21 protein-coding genes are annotated in these 23,152 nt (G+C 55.6%); 10 read left to right on the top strand and 11 right to left on the bottom strand.

The window, feature by feature from the left end:
• The first annotated feature begins 48 nt into the window (after window positions 1–48).
• The 8 genes from fliI (at window position 49) to HY028_10420 (ending at window position 10,717) form a co-directional block, all read left to right on the top strand.
• A complete protein-coding gene (gene fliI / locus HY028_10455) occupies window positions 49–1,389 on the top strand; it encodes a flagellar protein export ATPase FliI (protein MBI3345256.1) in 1,341 nt (446 codons plus the stop codon).
• A gap of 77 nt (window positions 1,390–1,466) precedes the next feature.
• Window positions 1,467–1,937, top strand: a complete 471-nt coding sequence (gene fliJ, locus HY028_10450) for a flagellar export protein FliJ (GenBank protein MBI3345255.1) — start codon at window positions 1,467–1,469, stop codon at window positions 1,935–1,937.
• Between the two features lie 890 nt (window positions 1,938–2,827).
• Window positions 2,828–3,136: an STAS domain-containing protein gene (locus tag HY028_10445; GenBank protein ID MBI3345254.1), complete on the top strand. Its 309-nt coding sequence runs from the start codon at window positions 2,828–2,830 to the stop codon at window positions 3,134–3,136.
• A gap of 86 nt (window positions 3,137–3,222) precedes the next feature.
• Window positions 3,223–4,899, top strand: coding sequence for a fused response regulator/phosphatase (locus HY028_10440; protein MBI3345253.1), 1,677 nt, complete (start codon window positions 3,223–3,225; stop codon window positions 4,897–4,899).
• A gap of 72 nt (window positions 4,900–4,971) precedes the next feature.
• Complete coding sequence (locus HY028_10435) at window positions 4,972–6,852, top strand: thiamine pyrophosphate-binding protein (GenBank protein ID MBI3345252.1); 1,881 nt, start codon at window positions 4,972–4,974, stop codon at window positions 6,850–6,852.
• A gap of 16 nt (window positions 6,853–6,868) precedes the next feature.
• Entirely contained in the window at window positions 6,869–7,696 is an 828-nt protein-coding gene (locus HY028_10430; GenBank protein MBI3345251.1) for a citryl-CoA lyase, read from the top strand.
• Window positions 7,697–7,787: 91 nt separating this feature from the next.
• Window positions 7,788–8,588, top strand: coding sequence for a hypothetical protein (locus HY028_10425; GenBank protein ID MBI3345250.1), 801 nt, complete (start codon window positions 7,788–7,790; stop codon window positions 8,586–8,588).
• Window positions 8,589–8,635: 47 nt separating this feature from the next.
• Window positions 8,636–10,717, top strand: coding sequence for a TonB-dependent receptor (locus HY028_10420; protein ID MBI3345249.1), 2,082 nt, complete (start codon window positions 8,636–8,638; stop codon window positions 10,715–10,717).
• Window positions 10,718–10,734: 17 nt separating this feature from the next.
• Here HY028_10420 and HY028_10415 read toward each other — a convergent pair whose 3' ends face one another.
• From HY028_10415 to HY028_10380, 8 genes are all read right to left on the bottom strand, one after another.
• The gene (locus tag HY028_10415; protein ID MBI3345248.1) at window positions 10,735–10,935 is read right to left on the bottom strand and encodes an SDR family oxidoreductase; all 201 of its coding nucleotides are present in this window, start codon (window positions 10,933–10,935) and stop codon (window positions 10,735–10,737) included.
• A 22-nt stretch (window positions 10,936–10,957) separates the two neighbouring features.
• A complete protein-coding gene (locus tag HY028_10410) occupies window positions 10,958–11,605 on the bottom strand; it encodes a hypothetical protein (GenBank protein ID MBI3345247.1) in 648 nt (215 codons plus the stop codon).
• Between the two features lie 77 nt (window positions 11,606–11,682).
• Window positions 11,683–11,961, bottom strand: a complete 279-nt coding sequence (locus HY028_10405; GenBank protein MBI3345246.1) for a helix-turn-helix transcriptional regulator — start codon at window positions 11,959–11,961, stop codon at window positions 11,683–11,685.
• Window positions 11,962–11,969: 8 nt separating this feature from the next.
• Window positions 11,970–12,242: a type II toxin-antitoxin system mRNA interferase toxin, RelE/StbE family gene (locus HY028_10400; GenBank protein ID MBI3345245.1), complete on the bottom strand. Its 273-nt coding sequence runs from the start codon at window positions 12,240–12,242 to the stop codon at window positions 11,970–11,972.
• A 79-nt stretch (window positions 12,243–12,321) separates the two neighbouring features.
• A complete protein-coding gene (locus HY028_10395) occupies window positions 12,322–12,603 on the bottom strand; it encodes a hypothetical protein (GenBank protein ID MBI3345244.1) in 282 nt (93 codons plus the stop codon).
• A gap of 476 nt (window positions 12,604–13,079) precedes the next feature.
• Complete coding sequence (locus tag HY028_10390) at window positions 13,080–13,415, bottom strand: hypothetical protein (protein MBI3345243.1); 336 nt, start codon at window positions 13,413–13,415, stop codon at window positions 13,080–13,082.
• Between the two features lie 76 nt (window positions 13,416–13,491).
• Window positions 13,492–15,066, bottom strand: coding sequence for a hypothetical protein (locus tag HY028_10385; protein ID MBI3345242.1), 1,575 nt, complete (start codon window positions 15,064–15,066; stop codon window positions 13,492–13,494).
• A 2-nt stretch (window positions 15,067–15,068) separates the two neighbouring features.
• Window positions 15,069–15,995, bottom strand: a complete 927-nt coding sequence (locus HY028_10380) for a hypothetical protein (GenBank protein MBI3345241.1) — start codon at window positions 15,993–15,995, stop codon at window positions 15,069–15,071.
• Between the two features lie 202 nt (window positions 15,996–16,197).
• Here HY028_10380 and HY028_10375 point away from each other — a divergent pair, with 202 nt between their 5' ends.
• Window positions 16,198–19,458, top strand: a complete 3,261-nt coding sequence (locus HY028_10375; GenBank protein ID MBI3345240.1) for a response regulator — start codon at window positions 16,198–16,200, stop codon at window positions 19,456–19,458.
• Between the two features lie 147 nt (window positions 19,459–19,605).
• Here HY028_10375 and HY028_10370 read toward each other — a convergent pair whose 3' ends face one another.
• The 3 genes from HY028_10370 to HY028_10360 form a co-directional block, all read right to left on the bottom strand.
• Window positions 19,606–20,184, bottom strand: a complete 579-nt coding sequence (locus HY028_10370) for a YggT family protein (protein MBI3345239.1) — start codon at window positions 20,182–20,184, stop codon at window positions 19,606–19,608.
• 2 nt (window positions 20,185–20,186) lie between these two features.
• Window positions 20,187–21,011, bottom strand: a complete 825-nt coding sequence (locus HY028_10365) for a pyrroline-5-carboxylate reductase (protein MBI3345238.1) — start codon at window positions 21,009–21,011, stop codon at window positions 20,187–20,189.
• Window positions 21,012–21,101: 90 nt separating this feature from the next.
• Window positions 21,102–21,806: a YggS family pyridoxal phosphate-dependent enzyme gene (locus HY028_10360; GenBank protein ID MBI3345237.1), complete on the bottom strand. Its 705-nt coding sequence runs from the start codon at window positions 21,804–21,806 to the stop codon at window positions 21,102–21,104.
• Between the two features lie 181 nt (window positions 21,807–21,987).
• On the opposite strand from HY028_10360, the gene HY028_10355 reads away from it, so the two are divergent.
• A complete protein-coding gene (locus HY028_10355; GenBank protein MBI3345236.1) occupies window positions 21,988–23,025 on the top strand; it encodes a type IV pilus twitching motility protein PilT in 1,038 nt (345 codons plus the stop codon).
• The last annotated feature ends 127 nt before the right edge of the window (window positions 23,026–23,152 follow it).

Raw genomic sequence — 23,152 nt, 5'->3', positions numbered from 1 at the left:
CATCACCGCGAGACCCGTGGCCCGGAGGAGAACGGAGCGCTATGGGCGATGCGATTGGAGCGTTGCCGCAAGCGCGCCGAGACACCGATCTCGTTGGTCGTCGAGGGCAAACTCACGCGCGTGGTGGGTCTTACCCTCGAGGCAGTGGGCTGCCAGGCCGCCATCGGTTCGCGCTGTCTGGTAAGCGGGCCGAACGGCAGCGTAGAGGCCGAGGTAGTGGGTTTCGCCGGTGAAAAATTATTTCTCATGCCGACGGGCGATATCCGCGGCATCGCGCCCAATGCGCGGGTGATTCCCACCGGCCGCGTGTGTGAAGCGGCGGTCGGCGAGGCCTTGTTGGGAAGAGTGTTGGATGGCGCGGGCTGTCCGCTGGATAGCGCCGGGCCGTTGCATACCGAGTTGCGCGTGCCGCTCACCGGGCGTTTTATCAATCCGCTCACACGGCACCCGATACGCGAACCGCTCGACGTGGGCGTGCGCGCCATCAATGCCTTGCTGAGCGTCGGACGCGGGCAACGCATGGGCCTGTTCGCCGGCAGCGGCGTCGGCAAGAGTGTGCTGCTCGGCATGATGACCCGCTACACCAACGCCGATGTCATCGTGGTCGGTCTGATCGGCGAGCGCGGCCGCGAGGTGAAGGAATTTATCGAAAATATCCTGGGCCCGGAGGGGATGAAGCGCGCCGTCGTGGTGGCCTCGCCCGCGGACAATCCGCCGCTCATGCGCATCCAAGGTGCGGCGCTCGCCACCAGCATCGCCGAGTACTTCCGCGATCGCGGTCTGCACGTCTTGCTGTTGATGGACTCACTCACACGCTATGCCCAGGCGCAGCGCGAGATCGCGCTCGCCATCGGAGAACCGCCCGCGACCAAGGGTTATCCCCCGTCGGTGTTCGCCAAACTCCCGCAACTGGTTGAGCGGGCCGGTAACGGCGACGCGGGCGGTGGTTCTATTACTGCTTTTTACACGGTGCTGACCGAGGGCGACGACCATAACGATCCGATCGCCGACGCTACGCGCGCAATTCTGGACGGCCACGTGGTGCTGTCGCGCTCGTTATCCGAGGCCGGGCATTATCCCGCGATAGACATCGAGGCTTCGATCAGCCGCGCCATGAACGAGATTACCACCACCGGGCATCAGGCGTCGGCACGGCGTTTCAAACAACTCCACTCCACTTATCAGCAAAGCCGTGACCTCATCAGTGTCGGCGCCTACACTGCGGGCAGCGATGCGCGAGTAGACGAGGCTATCGCCATGCAGCCGCGCCTCATGGATTTTCTGCAGCAGGATCAGCATCAGCCCGTCACCCTCAACGATAGTCTTCATGATCTCAGGGGATTGATAGAGACGTCGGGGAAGGCGTTAGAAGTGAGGCGTGAGGCGTAAAAAACGGTGAGGCGTTAGGCGTGAGGAGTGAGGCATAACCCCTCACCCCTCACTCCTCACCCTTCACGAATAGTCCAATGACCAAATCACAACGTCTGAAACCCGTAACTCGAGTCGCTGAGAACCGCGAACAAGAAGCGGCGCTCGCTATGGCGGAGGCCCAGCAGGCGTTGAATGAGTGCGAGGCGCGGCTCAACGAACTGATCAGCTACAGGGCTGAATATCATATGCATTACAAGGCGGCGAGCAGCGCCGGCATGGAGGCGGCACAGATCCAGGACTACCGTCATTTTATAGCCAAACTGGATCAGGCCATTAGCAGACAGTTGGCCTTGGTGGATGGTGCGCGGAACGTCTATGAAGAGACCAAGCGCCAATGGTTCGCCACCCGCAGCAAAAGTTTGGCGCTCGACAAAGTCGTGACACGTTATCGCCACGAAGAGGCGCGCAGCGCGGAGCGCCGCGAGCAGGGCGAGGCCGATGAGCGCAACCAACATCTCAAGCCGGCGTTGAGCCTGGATAGCGGAGACGAGGGGGATTCCGGATAAACCGTGGCTGTTGTCCAGGGTAGGCTGGGGCAATAATCCAAGCGCTGACCCGCTGCACTATTCTAAAGCCCTTATAAACCGCGAGCGTCGTTATGCACTACCGATCAAGGTTTGATGCCTCGGCATTGGCTTGCGGCGAGAGGAAATGAAGCCAATATGATTTCGCACCGCGCGATATGAAATCGCGCGGGCAACCAAAGGGTGGGGCGATGAAATTGCCGAACGACGGGACACTTGGCGGGATTTTTGAGACGAGCGGGATGCGTAGTGAGAAGGAGTGAGCTTCCCTCGGTTTTTCGTCTTCCAACAGGTGGCGTTAATGTCAAGGCGGTATAGACGAAGTGCTGCCTTACAACGGGTTGCCGCGCGGCTTGCACAGCTGACTCGCTAGCTGGCATACAAGCTGCGTGAGTCAGCGGGTGGCCTAAGAACCCCAACCGCGTAGTGGAATCGAGAAGAAAAAGACATGTCAGACTCACCGGTCAACAATCGTCTTTTAACCCAACATGGTTGGGTAATCCCGCTCAGCGTGGCGGCGCTGAGCGTAGAGAGCTTTTACCCGTCTCTGTTAACAGGCGTGGCGGGTCTAATCCTGCTGTGCCGACGATATGGCCTGCGACTGGTTACCCCATCTGCAGCAACTGCTAGTGGAGGCGCGTACGGTATTTGAGCGGTCGGAGGAGAAAGGCCGTTTCCCAGAAAAATCTCGCGGTTGGGGATATTGAGCTATTTTGATACGGAGTTATTCTTGTAGGGCCGAATTCATTCGGCCAGCAAGTGTGTAGCCTGGATGAAGCGTAGCGGAATCCAGGAATTATATTGGTAATCCCCGGATTTCATTCCATTACATCCGGGCTATTCAACTAGTTAGTTTAAGGATGGAGAATGTTATGACCGGTCAAGTTGTGGTATCGTCACAGGGCAGTATGGTAACAATCAGTGTGCACGGGCGGTTTGATTTCAACGTACATAAAGAATTTCGTGATGCTTACGAAACCGCCTTGAAAAATACCCAATTCGAGAATTTTGTGATAGATTTTCAGCCTACGGAATATATAGACAGCTCGGCATTGGGTATGCTGCTCATATTGCGCGAGCGAATCGGCAGCAAGAGCCGCATCAAGCTGACGCGCTGTAACAAGGCGATACGCAGTACGCTCGACATCTCGAATTTTAACAAGCTGTTTGATATTCAGTAGGTCGGATCAAGCGTAGCGGATCCGGCGGCTAAGTGCTCCGCAGCGTTTGTGCCGGCCGTGCAACGGTTACGCAGAACAACAATAACATGAAAATACTCATCGTCGAAGATGATCGGACAAGTCAGGTGACGTTGTCCGCCATCGTCAGGAAGATCGGCCATACATTCGTCGTAGCGGATAACGGCCAGAGAGCTCTGGAGCTATTCACCAGGGAGCACCCCACCCTGATCTTGATGGACGTGCTGATGCCGGTCATGGACGGCCACGAGTGCGCGCGCAGAATCAAGCAACTCTGCGGCGCCCGCTTCGTTCCCATTATATTTTTGACCGGCATGACGGATGACGCTGAACTGGCGAAGTGCATCGAGAGCGGGGGCGACGATTTTCTCAGCAAGCCTTATAACTACATCCTGATCAAGGCCAAAATCGAGGCGATGGAACGCATTTACGGTCTGCACGAGACCGTCGCGCAGCAAAAAACCGCCTTGGAGAAACAACAGCTACTGATCGAACAGGAAATCAGTCTGGCGAGGCATGTCTTCAACGCCATCACTGTCGCCAGCGCGAAAGATATTTCTTCGTTGCGCCATTGGACCTCAACAGTAGGCCGCTTCAGCGGCGATCTGCTGGTATATGAACGCAGCCCCGCCGGACAGTTGTATATCCTGTTTGGCGACTTTACCGGTCACGGTCTCGCCTCCGCCATCGGCGCGATTCCCACCTCGGACGTATTTTTTGCGATGACCAAAAAGGGTTTCTCCATTACGGAGATCGCGGTGGAGATCAACAGGAAGCTCAATTATTTTTTACCGACAGGATTATTTTGCGCAGCCGGTCTTATCAGCGTGGACACTCTGCGGCAGCGCATAGAGGTATGGAACGGCGGTTTGCCGCCGGTCTTGGCCATTGCCGCGGACGGCAGTATCGTAAAGCGATTCGTCTCCACCAAACTGCCCCTCGGCGTGCTGAAAGCCAGCGACTTCGACAGCCATACCGAGATCATACCGCTAACCGATGTCTATGCCCTCATCGTTTATAGCGACGGCCTGATCGAGGCCCAGAATTCGGAAGGCCGGATGCTGGGCCAGGAGGGTATGGAGCAGGTCATCCACAGTGCGGATGCAGCACCGGCTGTTTTTAACTCGATATGCGACTATGTCACAGGCTTTATCGGGGAGCACCCCCCGGCGGATGATATTTCTCTTTTGGAAATCCGCTGTGATGAGATGCCGGCCGAGACCATAGAAACGCCCCGGCAGAACTTCACCCAAGCCGTGGCGACACATTGGTCCATCGAGGTCAATGTGGGCGGCGACACGCTGCAAAAAACCGATCCGCTTCCCATCCTGATGAACTGGCTCATGGCCGTTAAGCTGCCAGAGGGTCAGCGCCCCTATTTGTATACCGTATTGACCGAGCTTATCAATAATGCGATTGAGCATGGGCTGTTAGGACTCGACTCCTCTATCAAAGAGACAGCATCCGGATTCGAACAATACTACCTACAACGCAGCGAAGGATTGGAACGGCTGCAAGGCGGCTATGTGGTCATCCGTCTCGAGCAATTGCCCGTCCCGGGGGGTAGGATGATCAAGGTGATGGTCAAGGACTCCGGCACCGGTTTCGATTTTCATACGGTCTGCTCCAGCCTGACGGGCAATGAGAAATTTTCCGGGCGGGGCATCGCGCTGGCGCGCTCACTTTGTTCCAGCTTGCAGTATAAAGACGCCGGCAATATCGTCGAAGCGGAATACAGTGTCTAGAGAACCCTAACGATAACAACATTCCACACATGCAGCGCCTTCTGTTTTTTTCCACCCCATGCGGAGTAAGCCATGTCCATCGTCGCCGATCACAACGAGCCATCACAGGATAATAAACAAGATTCAGAAGTCCAGTTCCAAGCCGCCGATCTGATTATTGGTTATCTGGAACAGATTGGCGTGGAATATGTCTTTGGAGTTCCCGGCGGAGCCATCGAACCTTTATATAACGCCATGGCCCGCAGTCAGCGACGCGGTGGCTTGCGCCCCATTGTGGCGCGCCACGAGAGTGGCGCCGCCTTTATGGCCGACGGCTACACCCGCGAGACCGGCAAGCTCGGTGTGTGTTGCGCCACCACCGGTCCCGGCGCAACCAATTTGATTACCGGAGTCGCCTCGGCCTATGCCGATGAAATTCCGATGCTGGTGATTACAGGGCAAACTCCGCTTCCTACCTTCGGAAAAGGGGCGTTTCAGGAGTCCTCCTGTGCGGGTGTCAATATCCAGGGCATGTTTGAGTACTGCACGCGCTATAACTCCTTGGTCTCTCATGTAGACCAGCTCGAAGGTAAACTGTTTACCGCAATAAGGACCGCCTACCAAGCCCCATGTGGCCCAGCTCATCTCAGCATACCGTTAGACGTTTTACGCAGCCCGTTATCCAAACCCTGCAGTGAGTTCCGGTTCGACTCTGCGGTGGAGCCGGAATCCTTGTTCAGCCAGGACAGCATTGATACCTTATATAAGGCTGTCTCGAATGCAAAACATACCGTGATCCTGATTGGACAAGGTTGTGGAGAGGCAGTAGGTGCAATTCTGGAGCTGGCTAGAATCATTAAGGCAACCTTGCTGACTACGCCATCTGGGAAAGGTCTAGTCAATCCCTATCATTCACAGTTCAAGGGCGTATTTGGCTTTGCCGGCCACAGCAGTGCTTATGAGGCAATGACCCATTCTGATGTTGATCTGATATTGGCGATTGGTACAGGTCTGGGTGAATGGGACAGCATGGGCTGGGATGAGAGGGCGATTCTAAATGACCGGCTCATTCATATTGATTCATCGCCGGAGCATCTCACCCATTCGCCTATGGCGCGCCTGCATGTTCGCGGCCGGATTGTGACGGTGTTAGAAAGACTCTTGAAATTTTACCAGAGCCAACAGCAGAGTGAGGTATACGACTGGGCTGCCTTCCGCCAGAGAATGCGTGATAAGGCGGCGCATACTGATCGCAGGGTAACGGGTACAATCGGCAAGCCTTGTATTCCCGATCAGCTTCCCCGGCATTTCGTGCTTGCGGAAGAGGCAAAATGCCTCGACGACTCTACACCAATCAAGCCGCAACGTTTAATGCGCGAGCTGTCACGTAGATTTCCGCCGAATACTCGCTTCATTGCTGATACAGGCAACAGCTTTGCATGGTCTACCCATTATTTGCACCCACTTAACCGCCGTATGACGGACGGTTGTTCTATGAGCGGCGGTCTCATTAGAACGGCTATGGGTTTTTCCTCCATGGGGTGGGCAATAGGCGGTGCGGTAGGTACAGCTATGGGATGCCCGGGCGTGCCGGTGGTCTGCATCACCGGTGACGGCAGTTTTCTCATGAGCAGTCAGGAAATTACAGTAGCAGTGGCGGAGCAATTGCCGGTCATTTTTATCATCCTCAATGATAGTGCGCTCGGCATGGTCAAGCATGGCCAACGCCTAACTAAGGCTGAACCGATTGGTTACCAGTTGCCTCCTGCGGATTTCGCACTAATGGCGCACGCAATGGGCGTAGAAACCTACTCCATATATTCGCCCAAGGACGTGGAAGATTTGGATATTGAATCTCTCTGTAAGCGCAAAGGCCCAAGTTTACTGGATGTGCATATAGATGGAGAAGAAGTTCCACCTATGAGCTTACGGGTCAGGGTAATGAGTCTCGTAGCAAATACCGTGGGCCACTGAGTAGATCCGTTTCATCATGGCAAAACAGGAAAAGATACGCACCCGCATCTGGTCTGAAGATCCCGAGCCCGACAACCCCTTCGCCGCCGCAGTCTGCTATTGCCATGGTTACGATGTCTATGGCGACATCTTGGGCAAGGCGAGCTGGATTGAATATCTTTATCTGCTGTTCCGCGGCGAGCGGCCCACACCCAAGCAAGCCAGGTTGCTGGAAGGTTTGGCGATCGCCGTAGCCAATTTGGGGCCGCGCGATCATAGTGTCAATGCCGCCATGAACGCCGGTGTTGGTGGCTCCACCTACGCCTCCTGTCTGATGGCCGCGCTCGCTGTCGGTGCGGGCCAATTGGGCGGCGCGCATGAAGTCTACATCGCCATAGAGTACTGGGGCCGCTGTGGCCAGGATTTGGGATTATGGGAAAAAGAATTGCTCAATCCCGAAATTCCGGAGCGAGCCGATATCTGGCTGCCGATGGAACATCCGCCCGGATTCGATCCTCACGGCGCGAGTTGTACAACTCCAGTGAGACAAATCCTCCATTATTTAACGACGCATGGCGAAGGCAAGGCGTTATCCTGGTTGATGCAACACCGTGCTGAGCTGGAACAGATCGCGGATTGTCCGTTGGCCATGACAGGTGTCGCAGCGGCGGCATTGACCGATCTGGGATTCACGCCTAAACAGGGCGAGATGTTGTTTTTATTATTACGCTTGCCCGGCGCCGCGGTGCATGCCATGGAGCAGGAAGGATACGGCTGGCGGCAGTTTCCATTTTTTGCGGATGGCTTGATTGTGGAGAACGATCCTGGCCCGAAAGTTGCTCCTCATTTGAGAGACAGTTCGTAGGTCAGATTGCGCGCAGCGTTACTGACGAAGCCTTGGCAGACAACACAGCGGTTCTCCCCTTACGGGGAAATTATGACGATTGAGAGCAAAGATGAAAGGTCCACAGATTCTTTTTGAAAACGAAGACCGCCTAGTGACGAAAATGGGCGGCTGGTTCCCTGGCGAGCGGGTGGTGATACGTGGCCAAGACTTGCATGTTGATCTCGCCGATATGGATTGGATGGAATTGTATTTATATAGCATCACCGGGAGACGATTCAGGGAAGCGCAACTCAAGGCGCTCAATGGCTTATGGAGGACGACCAGTTATCCAGAGCCCAGGCTCTGGAACAACCGGGTGTGCGCGCTGGCGGGGACGGTTCGCAGCACGGGCGTGCTTGCCATCACGGCGGGCATGGCGGTCTCAGAAGCGGGAATTTATGGCCGCCGTGCGAGCATCCGCGCCATTGATTTTTTAGTAAGGACAAAAAAAGCCCTGGATCAGGGTGCCGATCTTTCGGAGTGTATAAAAAAGGAGCTGGAACGCTATCGCGGCATCTACGGCTATGGCCGGCCTGTTACCCGAGAAGATGAAAGAATCCCTCATTTATTAAACCTGATAAAAGAGGCTGGTCTGGAGCAGGGGCCCTATATACGGATGGTCTTTGAGATAGAACGGCTATTGCTGGAAGGCAGATGGCGTATGAACATGAACTTTTCGGCCCTGGCTTCGGCCATTGCCTGTGAAATCGATTTGAGCCCTCGAGAATACTATCTGTTTATGATCCCTTGTTTTGTGGCAGGGATGTTGCCCTGTTTCATAGAGGCCAGTGAGAAGCCTGAGGGAAGTTTTTTCCCGCTCAGTTGTGAACGGTTGCGCCACGAAGGGGCGCCGCGGCGTAGCTGGGGATAGTTGTCACGTAGTTCTCCAACGTAACCTACAGCGTGTGAGGATGTGACATGATTTTGCGGTTTTTAGCTAGTTTAATTTTTTTGGCGTCGACGAGTGCCGTATGGGCGGAGTCGCTAAGCGATGAAGAGCTGCTGGAAAGTATTTATGGCGATGCCGAATTTATCAGCATAGCTACCGGGAATCGCCAGCATATCTCCCAGGCGCCCGCCACCGCCACGGTGATCACTGCCGAGGATATACAAGCAATGGGCGCCACCGATCTGGATCAGGCCTTGGAGGCTGTTCCAGGTTTACATGTTTCGGTTTCGTCAAACCGCTACAGCCCAATTTACACCATGCGCGGAATTTTTTCGGGGTTCAATCCCCAAGTATTAGTGCTGATCAACGGTATTCCTATTACCAATATTTTTCAGGGTAACCGGAGCCAGGTGTGGGGCGGGATGCCGGTTGCCGACATCGCGCGCATCGAGGTGGTGCGTGGCCCAGGGTCTGCCTTATTCGGCGCCGACGCTTTTGCCGGGACAATCAATATCATCACCAAAACGGCCCAAGATATCCCGGGCACTCAAGCGGGTGTGAGGGCGGGCTCTTTCAATACCAAGGACGCCTGGCTACTGCATGGAGGTAAATGGGGCGGGGTGGATGTCGCGTTTTCGCTAGAGCTACATGGCACCGATGGTCAGCGGGAGACCGTGGCCGCAGATGCGCAGACGGGGCTTGACGCCCTGTTCGGGACTCATGTCTCGCTCGCGCCTGGCCCGGTTAATACCCAGCGGGACACGCTTGACACCCGGCTGGATCTGGCGCAGGGCGATTGGCGGCTGCGTCTAGGTTATCAGGGCCGACGTGATATAGGGAGTGGCGGCGGCATCTCTCAAGCCCTGGATCCCAGCGGGCTGGGCGACAGCGATCGCTACAACGCAGACCTGACTTATCATAATCCGGTATTTGCGAAGGATTGGGACGTCACCATGCAATTGAGCTATTTTAATGTCACACAATTGACTGACTTGGTCATTTTCCCACCCGGGGCCTTCAAGGGTGCTTTTCCCGACGGCGTGATCGGCAATCCCGACGTCTATGAACGGCATTGGCGCCTTGGGGTATCTTCGCTTTATACGGGTTTCGCGGGACATCAAATACGCTTAGGTACGGGTTTCAACCGAGCGAATCTGTACAAGGTGAGAGAGGTCAAAAACTTTAGCCAGGCCTCCGGACCGTTACCGATTTCTTTAGGCGATCTGGTGGATGTCACCGATAGTGCACCGTTTATACGGCCGCATAGCCGTGATGTGCTGTATGCCTTGCTCCAGGACGAGTGGAGCTTTATCAGGGATTGGTCATTAACGGCCGGGGTGCGTTGGGATCACTACTCAGATTTCGGCGACACCGTAAACCCGCGGCTGGCCCTGATATGGTTGACCCGCCATGACCTTACTACCAAGTTTCTCTACGGCCGCGCCTTTCGTGCCCCGTCATTTGCGGAATTGTACAATATTAATAATCCTGTGGTGCTGGGGAACCCTGATCTTAAGCCGGAGACCATTAATACCCTGGAGTTACTATTCGATTACCGTCCTACCAATGAGCTACGCACTAACCTGAGTTTCTTCAGATATAAAACGGCTGACAATATCCGCTTTGTCCCCGATCCTGCCCCCGCTACCACCTCCACGGCCCAAAACACCGGCAGCCAGACTGGATATGGCTTTGAATGGGAATGGAATTGGCGGTTGAATCGGGAGTTAAAGCTGCGCGGCAATTACGCGTTTCAGCGTTCTACCGATGATGCCACGAACCACGATGCCGGCAATGCGCCGCACCACCATATTTATGCGCGCGCCGAATGGAAATTTACGCCAGAGTGGAATTTGATGCCACAGATTAACTGGGTAGCGGGCCGCGAGCGTGTGGCGGGTGACGCGCGACCGCAGATTGACAACTATACCACGCTGGATCTTACCCTGCGCCGCAAGCAGAAGGGTGAGCCGTGGGGTGTGGCCGGATCGGTGCGTAATCTGTTTGATGCCGACGTGCGTGAGCCTAGCCTTGCCCCGGGAGGAATCCCCAACGATCTGCCATTGCCAGGACGTAATTTTTATCTAGAGTTGAGTTACAACCTACAGTAGAGCTGCGACAGCGAACATCACTGGGCCATTACGTCGCCGTCCACCGTTAGGATAGCACCTGTAGTCCAACTCGCCTCATCAGAGGCGAGGTATAGCGCCGCTTGTGCTATCTCCTCCAGTTTTCCTTTTCGGCCCATAGGGTGGGTTGCATCAATAGTTCCTCGCACAATGGCACCGCTGGTGATAAGGACGACTTTATCCTTGAGTCTCATGGCCATACCCAACTTACTAATATGTCGGCTAAAGAGTACGCAACTTCGCGATAAAATCTTCGCGGGTTCTCGTGCGTAGCGAGTGGTATAAGCGTTTGCTCTGCGATACTACGCTGATCTCAGTCTGGCCTAACTGCTTGCCGATTTTGGAATAGGATAGCCCGCTGACCAGCAGCAGACAAAGATCGAGTTGTCGCTGTGATAGGGAAAGCTGCTCCTGAAGCTGCACCAGCTTGACGGGCAAGGGTATCTGGTGGGTCACGGTAATGCCGATAGCGGAGAAATTGGAAGGATCTGTCTTGTCCAACCAATAAGCGCGGAAGCAAAACCTGCCCCAAGAATTTTGATGATGCCATACAGGCGGCAGGGCACTTGCATTGCCTTCAAATACAGCTACTCCGCGGTAGCGCTGCATAAATTCAGAAACAGTATAGGCTACTTCACTTTCGCGTTTTTTATAAAATTCGCTGAGATAGACCTGGACGATATCCACATTGATGGGGTCTTCAAAGCAAAAGTTGGTGAGATTGTAATACTGGTCAGACCACACAAAGTGGTTAGCGTAAGAAGGCGCCACGGCATGCAATTCCTTGAGCAGGGTAGGCATAATTACCTCACCACCCAGCCCCAGGCAGTACAACTGCTTTATGCGTTCTTCTGCTTTTTTGATGGACACGGTTTATTGGTTATTGTTGCCAGACCTAGACGGTCATGATGACTCTATCCTAACCCGGCCTAGTGGGCCACTGTCACCTAGGCTGCCTTTTGAATTTCCTTGGCTTCATATTCCGGGAACATGATTATGGCGGGGTGGACATCAAAGGCGTTTGCGATCTGCTCTACGCGCTTTTTTCCGATATCTACCTTGTCGTTTTCCAGGAGGCTAATATTAGTGGCACTGATGCCTGAGCGCTTGGCAAGTTCAGCTTGGGTCCAGCCCTTTAATTCCCGGAGCATCCGGATGACTTCGCCCGATGTCAACTTGGCATGGGGTTTAGCTGGTACAAATTCAGTGTACTTACGTGTTTCCATACCTACTCCTAATAATTGTGCGGAGTTATTTCTAAAATATGAACCGTGACGCTGTCTTTTTCAACAACATAAATGACTCTGTACATCAAGCTCAAACGCGATGATCGCTGTCCTTCTCGACTACCTTTCAGTTTTTCATCGTGGAACCCAGGGAATTCGCGCAGTTTGCCGGGCCCGTGTCTAAAGACAAGATTCTTCCAAAGTTCATATTTTTTGACGATCGCCATCGGAAGTTTGCGGTACATTTTACCTACATCACGATGTTCTTTTATGCGCCACATTATTACTAATAATAACTTATTAAATATAATAAGTAAAGCCAAGTGACGGGGAGATCAGCTTTTGGGCCACCCGTGAGGATTACCTAAAGACTACGCAACTTCGCAATAAAATCTTCGCGGGTTCTCGTGCGCAGCGAGTGGTATAAGCGTTGCTCTGTGACACTACACTAATCTCAGTTTGGTCTAACTGTTTGCCGATCTTGGAATAGGATAGCCCGCTGACCAGCAACAGACAAAGATCGAGTTGTCGCTGTGATAGGGAAAGCTGCTCCTGAAGCTGCACCAGCTTGACGGGCAAAGGTATCTGGTGGGTCACGGTGATGCCGATAGCGGAGGAATTGGAGGGATCTGTCTTGTCCAACCAATAAGCGCGGAAGCAAAACCTGCCCCAAGAATTTTGATGATGCCATACGGGTGGCAGCGCGCTTGACCTGCCTTCAAACACGGCTATCAGGCTGTTACACAATTGCGCGAGCCTCGTAGGGGTGGCGAAATCTTGATGCTTGGGATTAACGGTGAGCGGGGATATCTTGGGATCTGGCTAGAAACAGTAGTTTTCGACCACGCTCGGAAAGGTACATGAGGCGCCCGCGTCTATCCATGATGATAAGTCCAGCCTCATCGCCATCTGCCCAGGTGAGTTGCGGCTGAGCACACGTGAGGCTATGGGCTATATATGGGGCAAAACGCTCCAGTTTGGTGTGCTCTTCTTCATTAAACTCAGGATCAGTGGCTGAACGATATAGCACGAGGATACCTTTCGGGGTGTCAGCCTCGTACAACACAACATGGCAGACAAAATGACCGTTAATGGGGCGATGAATCAGGTGGTAATAATCATGGTTGTAATAGTCTTTTTTTATCCACTTTTAACCAATATTCAAGACCTGCCACCCCGCGGTAGCGCTGCATAAATTCGGAAAAGGTATGGGCCACTTCTGTTTCGCGTTTTTTATAAAACTCGCTGAGGTAGAGCGGTGCGATATCCACATTGATGGGGTCTTCAAAGTAGAGGTTGGTGAGATTACAGTGCTTGTCTGACCATAAAAAATTGTTGGAATAAGAAGGCGCCACGGCATGCAGCTCTTTAAGTAGAGTAGGCACAATCACCTCTCCACCCAAGCCCAGACAGCGCAATTGTTTGATGCGTTCTTCTGCTTTTTTGGCGGCCATGGCGTGGTAGGATTATTGTTGCCAGACCAAGATGATCGTGATGATTCTAGCCTATCACGAGACGGCACACCACCGCTTATGCGGCGGAAATAGGGAGCGGCAGGCGCACCGTAAAGCATGTCCCTTTGCCGGGTTCGCTATGCACCTCGATGTCGCCGCCCATCAAGCGGCAAAAGCGTTGCGTAATGGTGAGCCCGAGCCCGGTGCCGCCGTAGTTGCGGGTGGTGCTCATGTCTGCTTGCCGGAAGGCTTCAAAGATATGGATCTGCTGCTCTTTGGGAATGCCGATGCCGGTATCCGCCACGCTGATGCACAAGCCCTGTTCGTCGCGCATCATGCGCACCTGGATGTCTCCGTTTTGGGTGAATTTGTTGGCGTTGCTGAGCAGGTTAAGCATAATCTGGCGCAGCTTGCCTGGGTCAACCAGCACCTTGCCGTCGAGATTTGTTATCTCTACCTTTAACCCGTTATTTTTGTTTTCAAATAAGGGCTGCAGCAGCTCGCCGACTCCGTTTATCAACTCTTGCAGATCCGTCGGCTCCAGCGCCAGCTCCATGCGTCCGGCCTCGATCTTGGTGAGGTCGAGGATGTTATTGATGAGTCCCAACAGATGCCTGCCGGCGGCATGAATGCGCCGTAGGTCGGTCACCTTTGTATCATCGCCTTGCTCTTCAAGCTCCTCGATCAGGATGTCGGTGTAGCCGATCACGGCACTCATCGGGGTACGCAGTTCGTGGCTCACATTGGCGAGAAATTCCGATTTATGACGGTTCGCCTCCAGCGCCTGGTCGCGCGCCAGTACCAGTTCCTGGGTGCGTTCGGTGACTTGTGACTCCAGTGTATCCCTTTGCTGGCGCAGGCTTCTGTTGCGTAACTCCAATATCATCATCATATTATTGAAGGCATACGCCATGTTGCGCACCTCCAGCGGGCCGTCAATCTCCGCGCGTATTTTGTCTTCGCCCAGTTCCGCAGTTCCCATAGTGGCGGCAAGCGTGTTGAGCGGCCGGGTCACCTTGGCTATGATCAATCGCATCAGTACATACAACACCAGCGAAAACAGCAATGACGCACTGATGTTTTGCACGAACAGTTCACGTTGAGTATTTTGCAGCGATTGCTTACTCAGGGTGACTTGCACAAAGCCCAGCAACTCGATCTTGCCGGCTGGGATGCTGAACGGCGAGGTATCCTCTGCGTCGGTTTGGATGCCGGAGTACACCGGCGCCAGAAATTGCCAAAGCTCTGGGGTTTCATAAGCCAGCACGGCGGATTTGTTGTCTGCTCCTGACCCTGTTATGGGAGGCAGCCATCTATCGCCGGCGCCCAGTTCGCTCAGTAAGCTGGTCTTGCCGTTCTCGGCACTATACATAGCCGCATAGGCGACATCGGGAAAACCGAGTGTGGTGTTCAGGGCATTTTTGCCGTTTTCGGCGGAGCGGGTGAGCAGTGCGAGCACGCTCTGTTTGGCCAGGCTGTTGGTGACGTGCAGGCCCCGTCTGAGGTAATCATTCTGCATCCGCTGGCTGAAAAGCCAGGCGGTGGAGAGCGAGGCGCCGAAGGCAATGGCGACGACGCCCAAGGTCAGGCTCACGGTGAGCTGTCTGCCCAGAGTCGAGTCGGCGGGGATGAGACGTCGCAGAAGGCGCATGGCTAAGGCACGGGGAAGACCAGCTCGAAGCTCTGCCGTTGTTCGGCGCTGAACTGAATGTTGAGATGATCGGCGGTACGCAGATTGACGGCGGTCAGCAAATCCGTCACCGGTAACACCGCCGCCGTTGCTTTGGCATCCGCGATCCGTTGGGCAGCCAGTTTTGCCAGACTTGCGCCCATGGCGCGGTTATCGGGGTACAGGGCGAACAACATGCCGCGCTTGACCAGTCCCGGATTGCTCGAAAAGGCCGGCCAGCCGCGCCGCCAAATCTGTTCCAGAACCTCGGCCAAGAGAGCCTCCTGCCCGACGTTGTCCTCGCTGGGGAGCCATAAGGCATTGCCCGGTCCGGAGTTCGAGTTGAACAGCCCGCTATAGCGCTGTGCCGTGCCGCGCAGGTCTTGTGCCTCATAACTCACGAGCGTGAGTCCGCGTTCGGCGGCCGCCTGCTTCGCCAAGGCGATGAGCCAGCCTTGGCGCACAGGGTCGTAGACCACATGCACCCGTTTGGTCTGCGGCGTGAAGGTGCGCACTAGATCGAACAAGCGGTCCGGCGCCGCCGTTAAACTGATCGCCGTGATATTTGGATTTTGTTCGGGTGCGATTTTTACCGCACCGGCCACGATCGGGATCTTGAGCCCCAATGCCTGCACCGTATCCAGGGTTCGTTGACCGAGAACGACCAGCGCGCTGTAGTGTCCCTTTGCCAGGAACGAAGGCAGCGCACCGGCCTCGCCATCGTTGCTGAGGAGGTACTCCTTCACCTCTAGCCTGGTCCCGGACTGAATTCCCCTTACAATATCGGCAAAAACACTGTGGTAAGGCTCTGGAAGGTTGGGGTAGATCACAGCGATGGCGGCGGGTTCAGCAGACGCCAGCCGTGCGAATAATAACCAACACAGCAACACAGAGAACAGTGTGTGGCGCATGCTTTTATAGCCGGATGTCGATCATGAAGAAAGAGATGTTGAGTTATTTAATGTAGAAGGGCAATATTTATGCCATATATAACCTGGCCGGGCATGGTCTAATATGCCTGGCACTCAAATTGCATTCTCGTTTGGAACGCATTATCCATGTATCCAAGATCTCAAAACGATTCAAATTCGCCTTATCAAACGAGGACATTCCATGTCTGACGCGGCTACCCCTAACAAGCCTTGCCTGCTGCTGGTCAACGACCACGAAGATACTCTGTTATTACTCAAAAGGGCGCTACTGAAGGCCGGTTTTGACAACATACTCGAGGCGGGCGATGGCAGAGAGGCAATCCGGCAGTTAGGTCTGCACCCGGTCGATTTATTGATTACCGATGTCCACATGCCCTATCTGGACGGCTGGCGCCTGGCGCGCATGGTGCGCTCCGGGTTGTTCCGTTGCAGCAGCGGCATACCGATCATTGTGGTCTCCGGCACCTATGCCGACCGCATCGCCGAGGTCACGGCGCGCGAGTACGGCATCAACCGCTTTGTACCGCTGTTACCGCAACAAGGCTATGAGGCGGTGTTGAGTGCAGTGAGCGATTGCCTGAGCGGCCGGGATCAAGGTCTCAGTAAACCCACGTTATTGATTGTCGAGGATGATTCCGATACGGCGATTCTTGCGCGAAGAATGTTGCAACGCCGCTTCGAGGTCGAGACCGCCGGCGACGGCCAGGCCGGCCTGGAGGCGTGGCGCGCAGGCCGTCACAAGCTGGTGCTGCTCGATATTATGTTGCCCAGGCTCTCCGGTGTAGAAGTGTTGGGCGCCATCCTTGCCGAGTCTCCCAAGCAGGCCGTGGTCATCATGACCGCGAACGCCACCCTCGATCAATCGGAGATCGTGATGTTGGCTGGCGCGACGGACTTCATTGCCAAACCTTTCGAGGCCGAACAGCTCCGCAGGGTGTGCGAGATCGCCCTGCGCCGCGACGATTTCATGGTGAGCAATGAGCAGTTCCTGGCGCGCCTGCGCGAGAACAGCAAGGTCATAAGAGAATTGCAAACCATGAAGTTTGCGCTCGACCAGCATTGCATCGTAGGCACCGCCGACACTGCCGGACGGATTATCCACATCAACGAAAAATCCTGCGAGATCAGCCAGTATCAGCCCGAAGAATTGATCGGCCAGTTCCCGCACATACTCAATCGCGGTTGTCACCCTAAAAGCTTTTTTGATGAGATGTGGGAAACCGTCCAGTCGGGAAAGGTGTGGCACGGTGAGATGAAGAATCGTAAAAAGGACGGCGGTTTTTATTGGACGGATACCACGGTGATACCGTATATGGACGCGCAAGGCCGGCCCTATCAGTACGTCGCTATCCGCACCGACATCACGGCGCGCAAGCAGGCCGAGCAGGAATTGATAGGGACGCGCGACCAGGCCCTGGCGGCGTTGCGGCTCAAATCGGAATTTCTCGCCAACATGAGCCACGAAATCCGCACCCCCATGAATGCTATCCTCGGTATGGCAGAGCTGATGCAGGACACCCTGTTAACGGGAGAGCAGAGCGACTATCTTAAGACCTTGCGGCAATCAGGTGAAAGCCTGTTGCACATCATCAACGATATCCTTGATCTTTCCAAGATCGAGGCCGGTAAGATGCCGCTGGAGCGGGTGGACTTTTCCTTGGCGGAGTTGGTGGAATCGGTGCTGGAGGCCCTGGCCCCGGCGGCGCGTCAGAAGCGGTTGTCATTGATATCCTACGTGGCGCCTGAGATTGTTCCTCTGCTAAAAGGTGATCCGGGGCGTATGCGTCAGGTGTTGATGAATTTGGTCGGCAACGCCATCAAGTTCACCAAGCAGGGCGGTGTGGACGTGCGCGCTACGCTGGATTCGGGCGACGACGCGCACAGTACGGTGCGCATCACAGTGACCGATACGGGTGTTGGGATTCCCGAGCAAATCAGGGATAAACTGTTTCAACCGTTCACCCAGGCAGACGGGACAACGACGCGCAAATACGGCGGCACGGGTCTCGGTCTTTCTATTTGTAAGAATCTAATCACTATGATGGGCGGGGAGATCGGCATAGAGAGTGAAACGGGTAAGGGTACGACCTTCTGGGTCACTCTGCCCTTCATGCACGGCTCGGAACAGCCCGGCTCGGTCAAGCATGAAGCCGAGCGTCACGACTACCGCGCCGCCGCTGAAGGGATCGGCGCTGTGCGGGTGCTTGTGGTGGATGACAGTCCGGATCAGGGCGAGGTGGTGCATCAATATCTCACGTCGTGGGGATTGCAGAACGACCGCGTAGAGTCCGCCGCGCAGGCACTAGACCTGATGCGCGCGGCGGTCGCGGACCGCGCCCCTTACCACGTTGCGATTATTGCCCGGGTCATGCTAGACATGGATGGTTATCAATTGGCGCGCGCGATTCGCTCCGACGAGTCCTTCAATGCCACCAAGCTTATCATGCTGACTGCGTTCGATGTGCAAGAGCACCGCGAGCAGGCCCTCCAGGCCGGCTACTCGGGCTTTTTGACCAAACCTCTGAGGCAATCTGACCTGTTCGACTGCCTCGCAGACTTGTACGATATAACCACCATACAGCCTTATACAGCTCAGTCTGCGTCTCCGCCCGCCGCAAAGGCGGTGGAGCATTCCAGCCGGCTGCTGCTGTTGGTGGAAGACAATCCGGTCAACCGAAAGCTTGCCATGATGCAGTTGAAAAAGCTCGGCTTTACCGCGCACACGGCCAACAACGGGCGTGAGGCGCTTACGGTCCTACGGTTAAGCCGTTATGACTTGATACTGATGGATTGTCAGATGCCGGAGATGGATGGCTATGAGGCGGCCGGCGTGATCCGCACTATGGAAACGGAGAGCGGCCGTCACACACCGATTATCGCCATGACCGCCAACGCCATGGCCGGTGACCGTGAACGCTGTATAGCCGCAGGTATGGATGATTACCTCTCCAAGCCGGTCGGCATCGAACAACTGCGCGTCAAGATCCAACGCTGGCTGCCTGAGCTGCCCGCCGCGCAGCATGCCATCATAGAGGATCAGCCGGCCCCTGTTGCAAAGTCTCCAGCGATGGATGACAAGGCGCTGGACAAGATACGCGCCTTGCAGATGGAGGGTGAGCCGGACCTGTTAAGCGAGATCATCGCGAGCTATCTCGGCGATGCCCCTGTTCAGCTTGAGGCCATCCATAGAGCCGTGACGGCCGGCGATGCGGAGGGCCTGCGCCGTTCCGCCCACAGCATGAAGTCGAGCAGCGCCAACCTCGGTGCGACGGTATTGTCCAGCCTGTGTAAGGAGTTGGAAGAAATGGGGCGCAGCGGCGACTTGCGACAAGCGGCTCAAAAATGCCAGCAGGCGCAGCGCGAGTTTGATGAGGCGCGCCGGGCCTTGGAGGTTATCCGCAGCGGCGCGGAGCCGCCGGCGCCGTTGAGCCGGGCGGTGTAGGGGCTAGGTCTAAAAATGCACAGCGCAGAGGACGCAAAGGAATAAGATCGAAATAACTTGTTTCACCTCTGCGTCCTCCGTGGTGAAGCTTTTATCTAACGTTTAACAATAACTTGTTTCTCCTCTGTGTCCTCCGTGGTGAAGCTTTTATCTAAGATTCAACAGCATGCCGAAATCCTGTAGCGGCGCGGCCAGCAGCATCAGCGACAACTGCAGCAGCACCAGGACCAGGACGGGTGAGAGATCGAGGCCCGAAATCGCCGGGATAATTCGCCGCGCGGGGGCCAGCAGCGGTTCGTTGAGCTGATAGAGCAGCAGGCTCACCGGGCTATGGTCGCCCGGCCGCACCCAGCTCAGAATGACCTGGATCAGGATCGAGAACAAAAAGACCTTAATCAGCAACGACAACAGTTCCGCCACCGCCAGTACCATCAAGCCGCCCACGCTCAAGGGCTGGCCCAGCAGTTGTGTGACCAGCACCAGCTCTATTAATTGCAGCGCCAGCATCAGTACCACCGAGGCGAAATCAATCCCACCGAAGCCGGGAATCACGCGGCGCAACGGTCGCAGCAGAGGCGTGGTCATCTTCACCAGAAACTGTGAAACAGGGTTGTAAAAATCGGCGCGCACCCACTGCAATAAAAAACGCAGCAGCACAGCCAGAATATAAAGCCCAAACGCCGTCTGAATCAGAAACACCGCGGCGTTGCCGAAATAACCTCCCATAATTAATCTCCTAATAGCCTGGCCAATTCGATGGAGCGTGTATGTGCGGCCTTGAGCGCCGCGTCGAACAACTCCTGCAGATGGCCCTCTTGTAATACCCGGACCGCCTGTTCCGTGGCGCCTCCCTTGGAGGTGACGCGCGCGCGCAGGCCGGCGGCGTCCTCATTACTCTCCAACGCCATCTTGGCGGCGCCGAGCGCTGTCTGCAAGGTCAGGAGATGCGCCACCTCACGGTTGAGGCCGAGTCGCATGGCGGCGTTTTCCAATGCCTCCATGACCAGAAAAAAATAGGCCGGACCGCTGCCGGAGAGCGCGGTCACGGCGTCCATCTGCGTCTCATCCTCCAGCCACAATGTAAGCCCCACCGCACGCAGGATGGACTCTGCCAGATTACGTTGTTCCTGCGACACATGGGCATTGGCATAGAGCGCCGTGGCGCCGGTCTGCACCAGCGCGGGGGTATTCGGCATAGTGCGGACGACGGCGGCACCGCCGCCCAACCATCGGTTCAAATCGGGTTCGCGTATCCCGGCGGCGATGGATACCACCAGCGGGCGGTGCTTTTGTACCGTGGGCGCCAGTTCCTGCGCCACGGTTTTCAATACTTGGGGTTTAACGGCCAATACCACGACGGAGGCATGCTCCATCGCCTGCGTATTCGACGTGGCGGTATGTATGCCAAAGTTTTGGCGCAACTCGGTCAATTGTCCCGCGTTTGGGTCGGCCACCCAGAGATTTTGCGGCGAATAGCCGTCGGCGATCAGACCGGCAATCAGGCTGCGCGCCATGTTGCCGCCGCCGATGAAGGCGATGGGGGTGTCTTTCACAGGAATTCCTTATGTTAGTTTGGAAGTGTAACGCAGGAGGGGAAGCAGGTCTAACTGCGTGAGGCGTGAGGCGTAAAAAACCGTTTCCACTCACCCCTCACCCCTCACCCCAAACACCCCCCTCCCCACTCTCACCATCGTTGCACCCTCGGCAATGGCGGCCTCCAGATCATCCGTCATGCCCATCGAGAGGGTGTCGAGCTTAAGGTCATTGGCCTGCAATTCCTCCAGGGCCTGGCGCAACACGCGAAAGGGTACGCGCTGTTCTGCAAAATCAGGGTGCGGCGCCGGGATCGCCATAAGCCCCCGCAGGTGCAGGCGCGGCAATCTTGCCACCGCCTCCGCCAGCTCCGGGAGTTGTTCCGGGGTTACCCCTGACTTGCGGGGCTCGTTATCTATATTGACCTGTAAACAGACGTTGAGCGGCGGTAAGTCAACAGGGCGCTGACGGCCGAGCCGCTCGGCAATGTTCAGCCGGTCTACACTATGAACCCAGTCGAAATGTTCGGCGATGGCCGGGGTCTTGTTGCTCTGGATAGGGCCTATAAAGTGCCACTCCAGCCTCAGGCCTTGCAAGCGGGGATCTTTGATTTTGGCCATGGATTCTTGCAGATAATTTTCTCCGAAGCGGCGCTGGCCGCTGAGCGCCGCCGCATGGATCGCCTCCGCGGGAAAGCCTTTGCTTACCGCGAGGAGGGCCACCGAGCCGGATTGTCTGCCGAATTCCAGCTCCGCCTGTGCGATGCGCCGGCGCAGCCTGTCGAGCCTGTCGGAGATAGTTTCAGTTGCGTCCATGTCTTTTAAGATGTAATTTTAGGCTCAAGTAACTGGTATTGTTTACCGATAACCACTTTGATTTCACCTTTCGGGGATGCTCGAGGGGAATCATTAAACGGCAAGGGGCGGCGTTGCCGCCCCTTGCCGTACTTGCGGCCTGTCCTTGGAACATGACCGCCATGTCCGCTTGGGGAAAATTATGGATATTACCGAATTATTGGCCTTCAGCGTCAAGAACAAGGCCTCGGACTTGCACCTGTCCGCGGGTCAACCCCCTATTATCCGTGTAGACGGCGACATGCGCCGCCTGGATGTGCCCGCTCTGGATCACAAGACCGTCCACTCCATGGTCTATGACATCATGAACGACAAGCAGCGCAAGGACTATGAGGAATTTTACGAGACCGATTTTTCCTTTGAGATCCCCAGCCTGGCGCGCTTCCGGGTCAATGCCTTTAACCAGAACCGTGGTGCGGGCGGCGTGTTTCGCACCATTCCCTCTAAGGTGCTGACCCTGGAGGATCTGGGCTGCCCGCCAATCTTCAAGGAGATCGCCGATCAGCCGCGCGGGGTGGTGCTGGTCACAGGCCCCACCGGCTCCGGCAAATCCACCACCCTCGCGGCGCTTATCAATTATCTTAACGAAAAAGAATTCTCTCACATACTCACCATTGAAGATCCCATCGAATTTATTCATGAGAGTAAAAAATCCCTGATCAACCAGCGCGAGGTCTTCCAACACACGCTGGGCTTCAGCGAGGCGCTGCGCTCGGCCTTGCGAGAAGATCCGGACATCATCCTGGTGGGCGAGATGCGCGACCTCGAGACCATCCGTCTGGCGCTCACCGCCGCCGAAACCGGCCATCTGGTGTTCGCCACCCTGCACACCAATTCGGCGGCCAAGACCATAGACCGCATCATTGATGTATTTCCGGCCGGCGAGAAAGACATGATACGGGCCATGCTCTCGGAAAGCCTGCGCGCGGTGATCTCGCAGGCCCTATTCAAGAGGACGGGAGGCGGGCGCATCGCCGCGCACGAAATCATGATCGCCACACCCGCCATCCGCAACCTGATCCGCGAAAACAAGGTGGCGCAAATGTATTCGGCCATTCAAACGGGGCAAGCCACCGGCATGCAGACGCTCGATCAAAATCTGCAAGGGCTGGTGCGCGCCGGGCTGGTGAACAAGCTCGATGCGCGCTACATGGCGGTCAATAAAGATTCATTTAATTAATCCAGTCCGCAGCTTGCTGCGGCACAAGCGATGGGGTTCGACCCTCATCCCTGTCCCTTCTCCCGAGAGGGAAGAGCGAAGCGAAGGGTGCAGGGAACGATTGCCCTCTCTCCCTCCGGGAGAGAGT

It is taken from the genome of Gammaproteobacteria bacterium (assembly GCA_016195665.1).
Classification (GTDB): domain Bacteria; phylum Pseudomonadota; class Gammaproteobacteria; order SURF-13; family SURF-13; genus JACPZD01.
Note: the sequence above shows the minus strand (reverse complement) of the source record. Positions and strands in the feature narration are given on the sequence as shown.

What these genes read in the sequence shown, in the direction of transcription:
- fliI (MBI3345256.1), top strand. Translation starts at nt 49, where the DNA reads ATGCGATTGGAGCGTTGCCGCAAGCGCGCCGAGACACCGATCTCGTTG.
- fliJ (MBI3345255.1), top strand. Translation starts at nt 1,467, where the DNA reads ATGACCAAATCACAACGTCTGAAACCCGTAACTCGAGTCGCTGAGAAC.
- HY028_10445 (MBI3345254.1), top strand. Translation starts at nt 2,828, where the DNA reads ATGACCGGTCAAGTTGTGGTATCGTCACAGGGCAGTATGGTAACAATC.
- HY028_10440 (MBI3345253.1), top strand. Translation starts at nt 3,223, where the DNA reads ATGAAAATACTCATCGTCGAAGATGATCGGACAAGTCAGGTGACGTTG.
- HY028_10435 (MBI3345252.1), top strand. Translation starts at nt 4,972, where the DNA reads ATGTCCATCGTCGCCGATCACAACGAGCCATCACAGGATAATAAACAA.
- HY028_10430 (MBI3345251.1), top strand. Translation starts at nt 6,869, where the DNA reads ATGGCAAAACAGGAAAAGATACGCACCCGCATCTGGTCTGAAGATCCC.
- HY028_10425 (MBI3345250.1), top strand. Translation starts at nt 7,788, where the DNA reads ATGAAAGGTCCACAGATTCTTTTTGAAAACGAAGACCGCCTAGTGACG.
- HY028_10420 (MBI3345249.1), top strand. Translation starts at nt 8,636, where the DNA reads ATGATTTTGCGGTTTTTAGCTAGTTTAATTTTTTTGGCGTCGACGAGT.
- HY028_10415 (MBI3345248.1), bottom strand. Translation starts at nt 10,935, where the DNA reads ATGGCCATGAGACTCAAGGATAAAGTCGTCCTTATCACCAGCGGTGCC.
- HY028_10405 (MBI3345246.1), bottom strand. Translation starts at nt 11,961, where the DNA reads ATGGAAACACGTAAGTACACTGAATTTGTACCAGCTAAACCCCATGCC.
- HY028_10400 (MBI3345245.1), bottom strand. Translation starts at nt 12,242, where the DNA reads ATGTGGCGCATAAAAGAACATCGTGATGTAGGTAAAATGTACCGCAAA.
- HY028_10390 (MBI3345243.1), bottom strand. Translation starts at nt 13,415, where the DNA reads ATGGCCGCCAAAAAAGCAGAAGAACGCATCAAACAATTGCGCTGTCTG.
- HY028_10385 (MBI3345242.1), bottom strand. Translation starts at nt 15,066, where the DNA reads ATGCGCCTTCTGCGACGTCTCATCCCCGCCGACTCGACTCTGGGCAGA.
- HY028_10380 (MBI3345241.1), bottom strand. Translation starts at nt 15,995, where the DNA reads ATGCGCCACACACTGTTCTCTGTGTTGCTGTGTTGGTTATTATTCGCA.
- HY028_10375 (MBI3345240.1), top strand. Translation starts at nt 16,198, where the DNA reads ATGTCTGACGCGGCTACCCCTAACAAGCCTTGCCTGCTGCTGGTCAAC.
- HY028_10370 (MBI3345239.1), bottom strand. Translation starts at nt 20,184, where the DNA reads ATGGGAGGTTATTTCGGCAACGCCGCGGTGTTTCTGATTCAGACGGCG.
- HY028_10360 (MBI3345237.1), bottom strand. Translation starts at nt 21,806, where the DNA reads ATGGACGCAACTGAAACTATCTCCGACAGGCTCGACAGGCTGCGCCGG.
- HY028_10355 (MBI3345236.1), top strand. Translation starts at nt 21,988, where the DNA reads ATGGATATTACCGAATTATTGGCCTTCAGCGTCAAGAACAAGGCCTCG.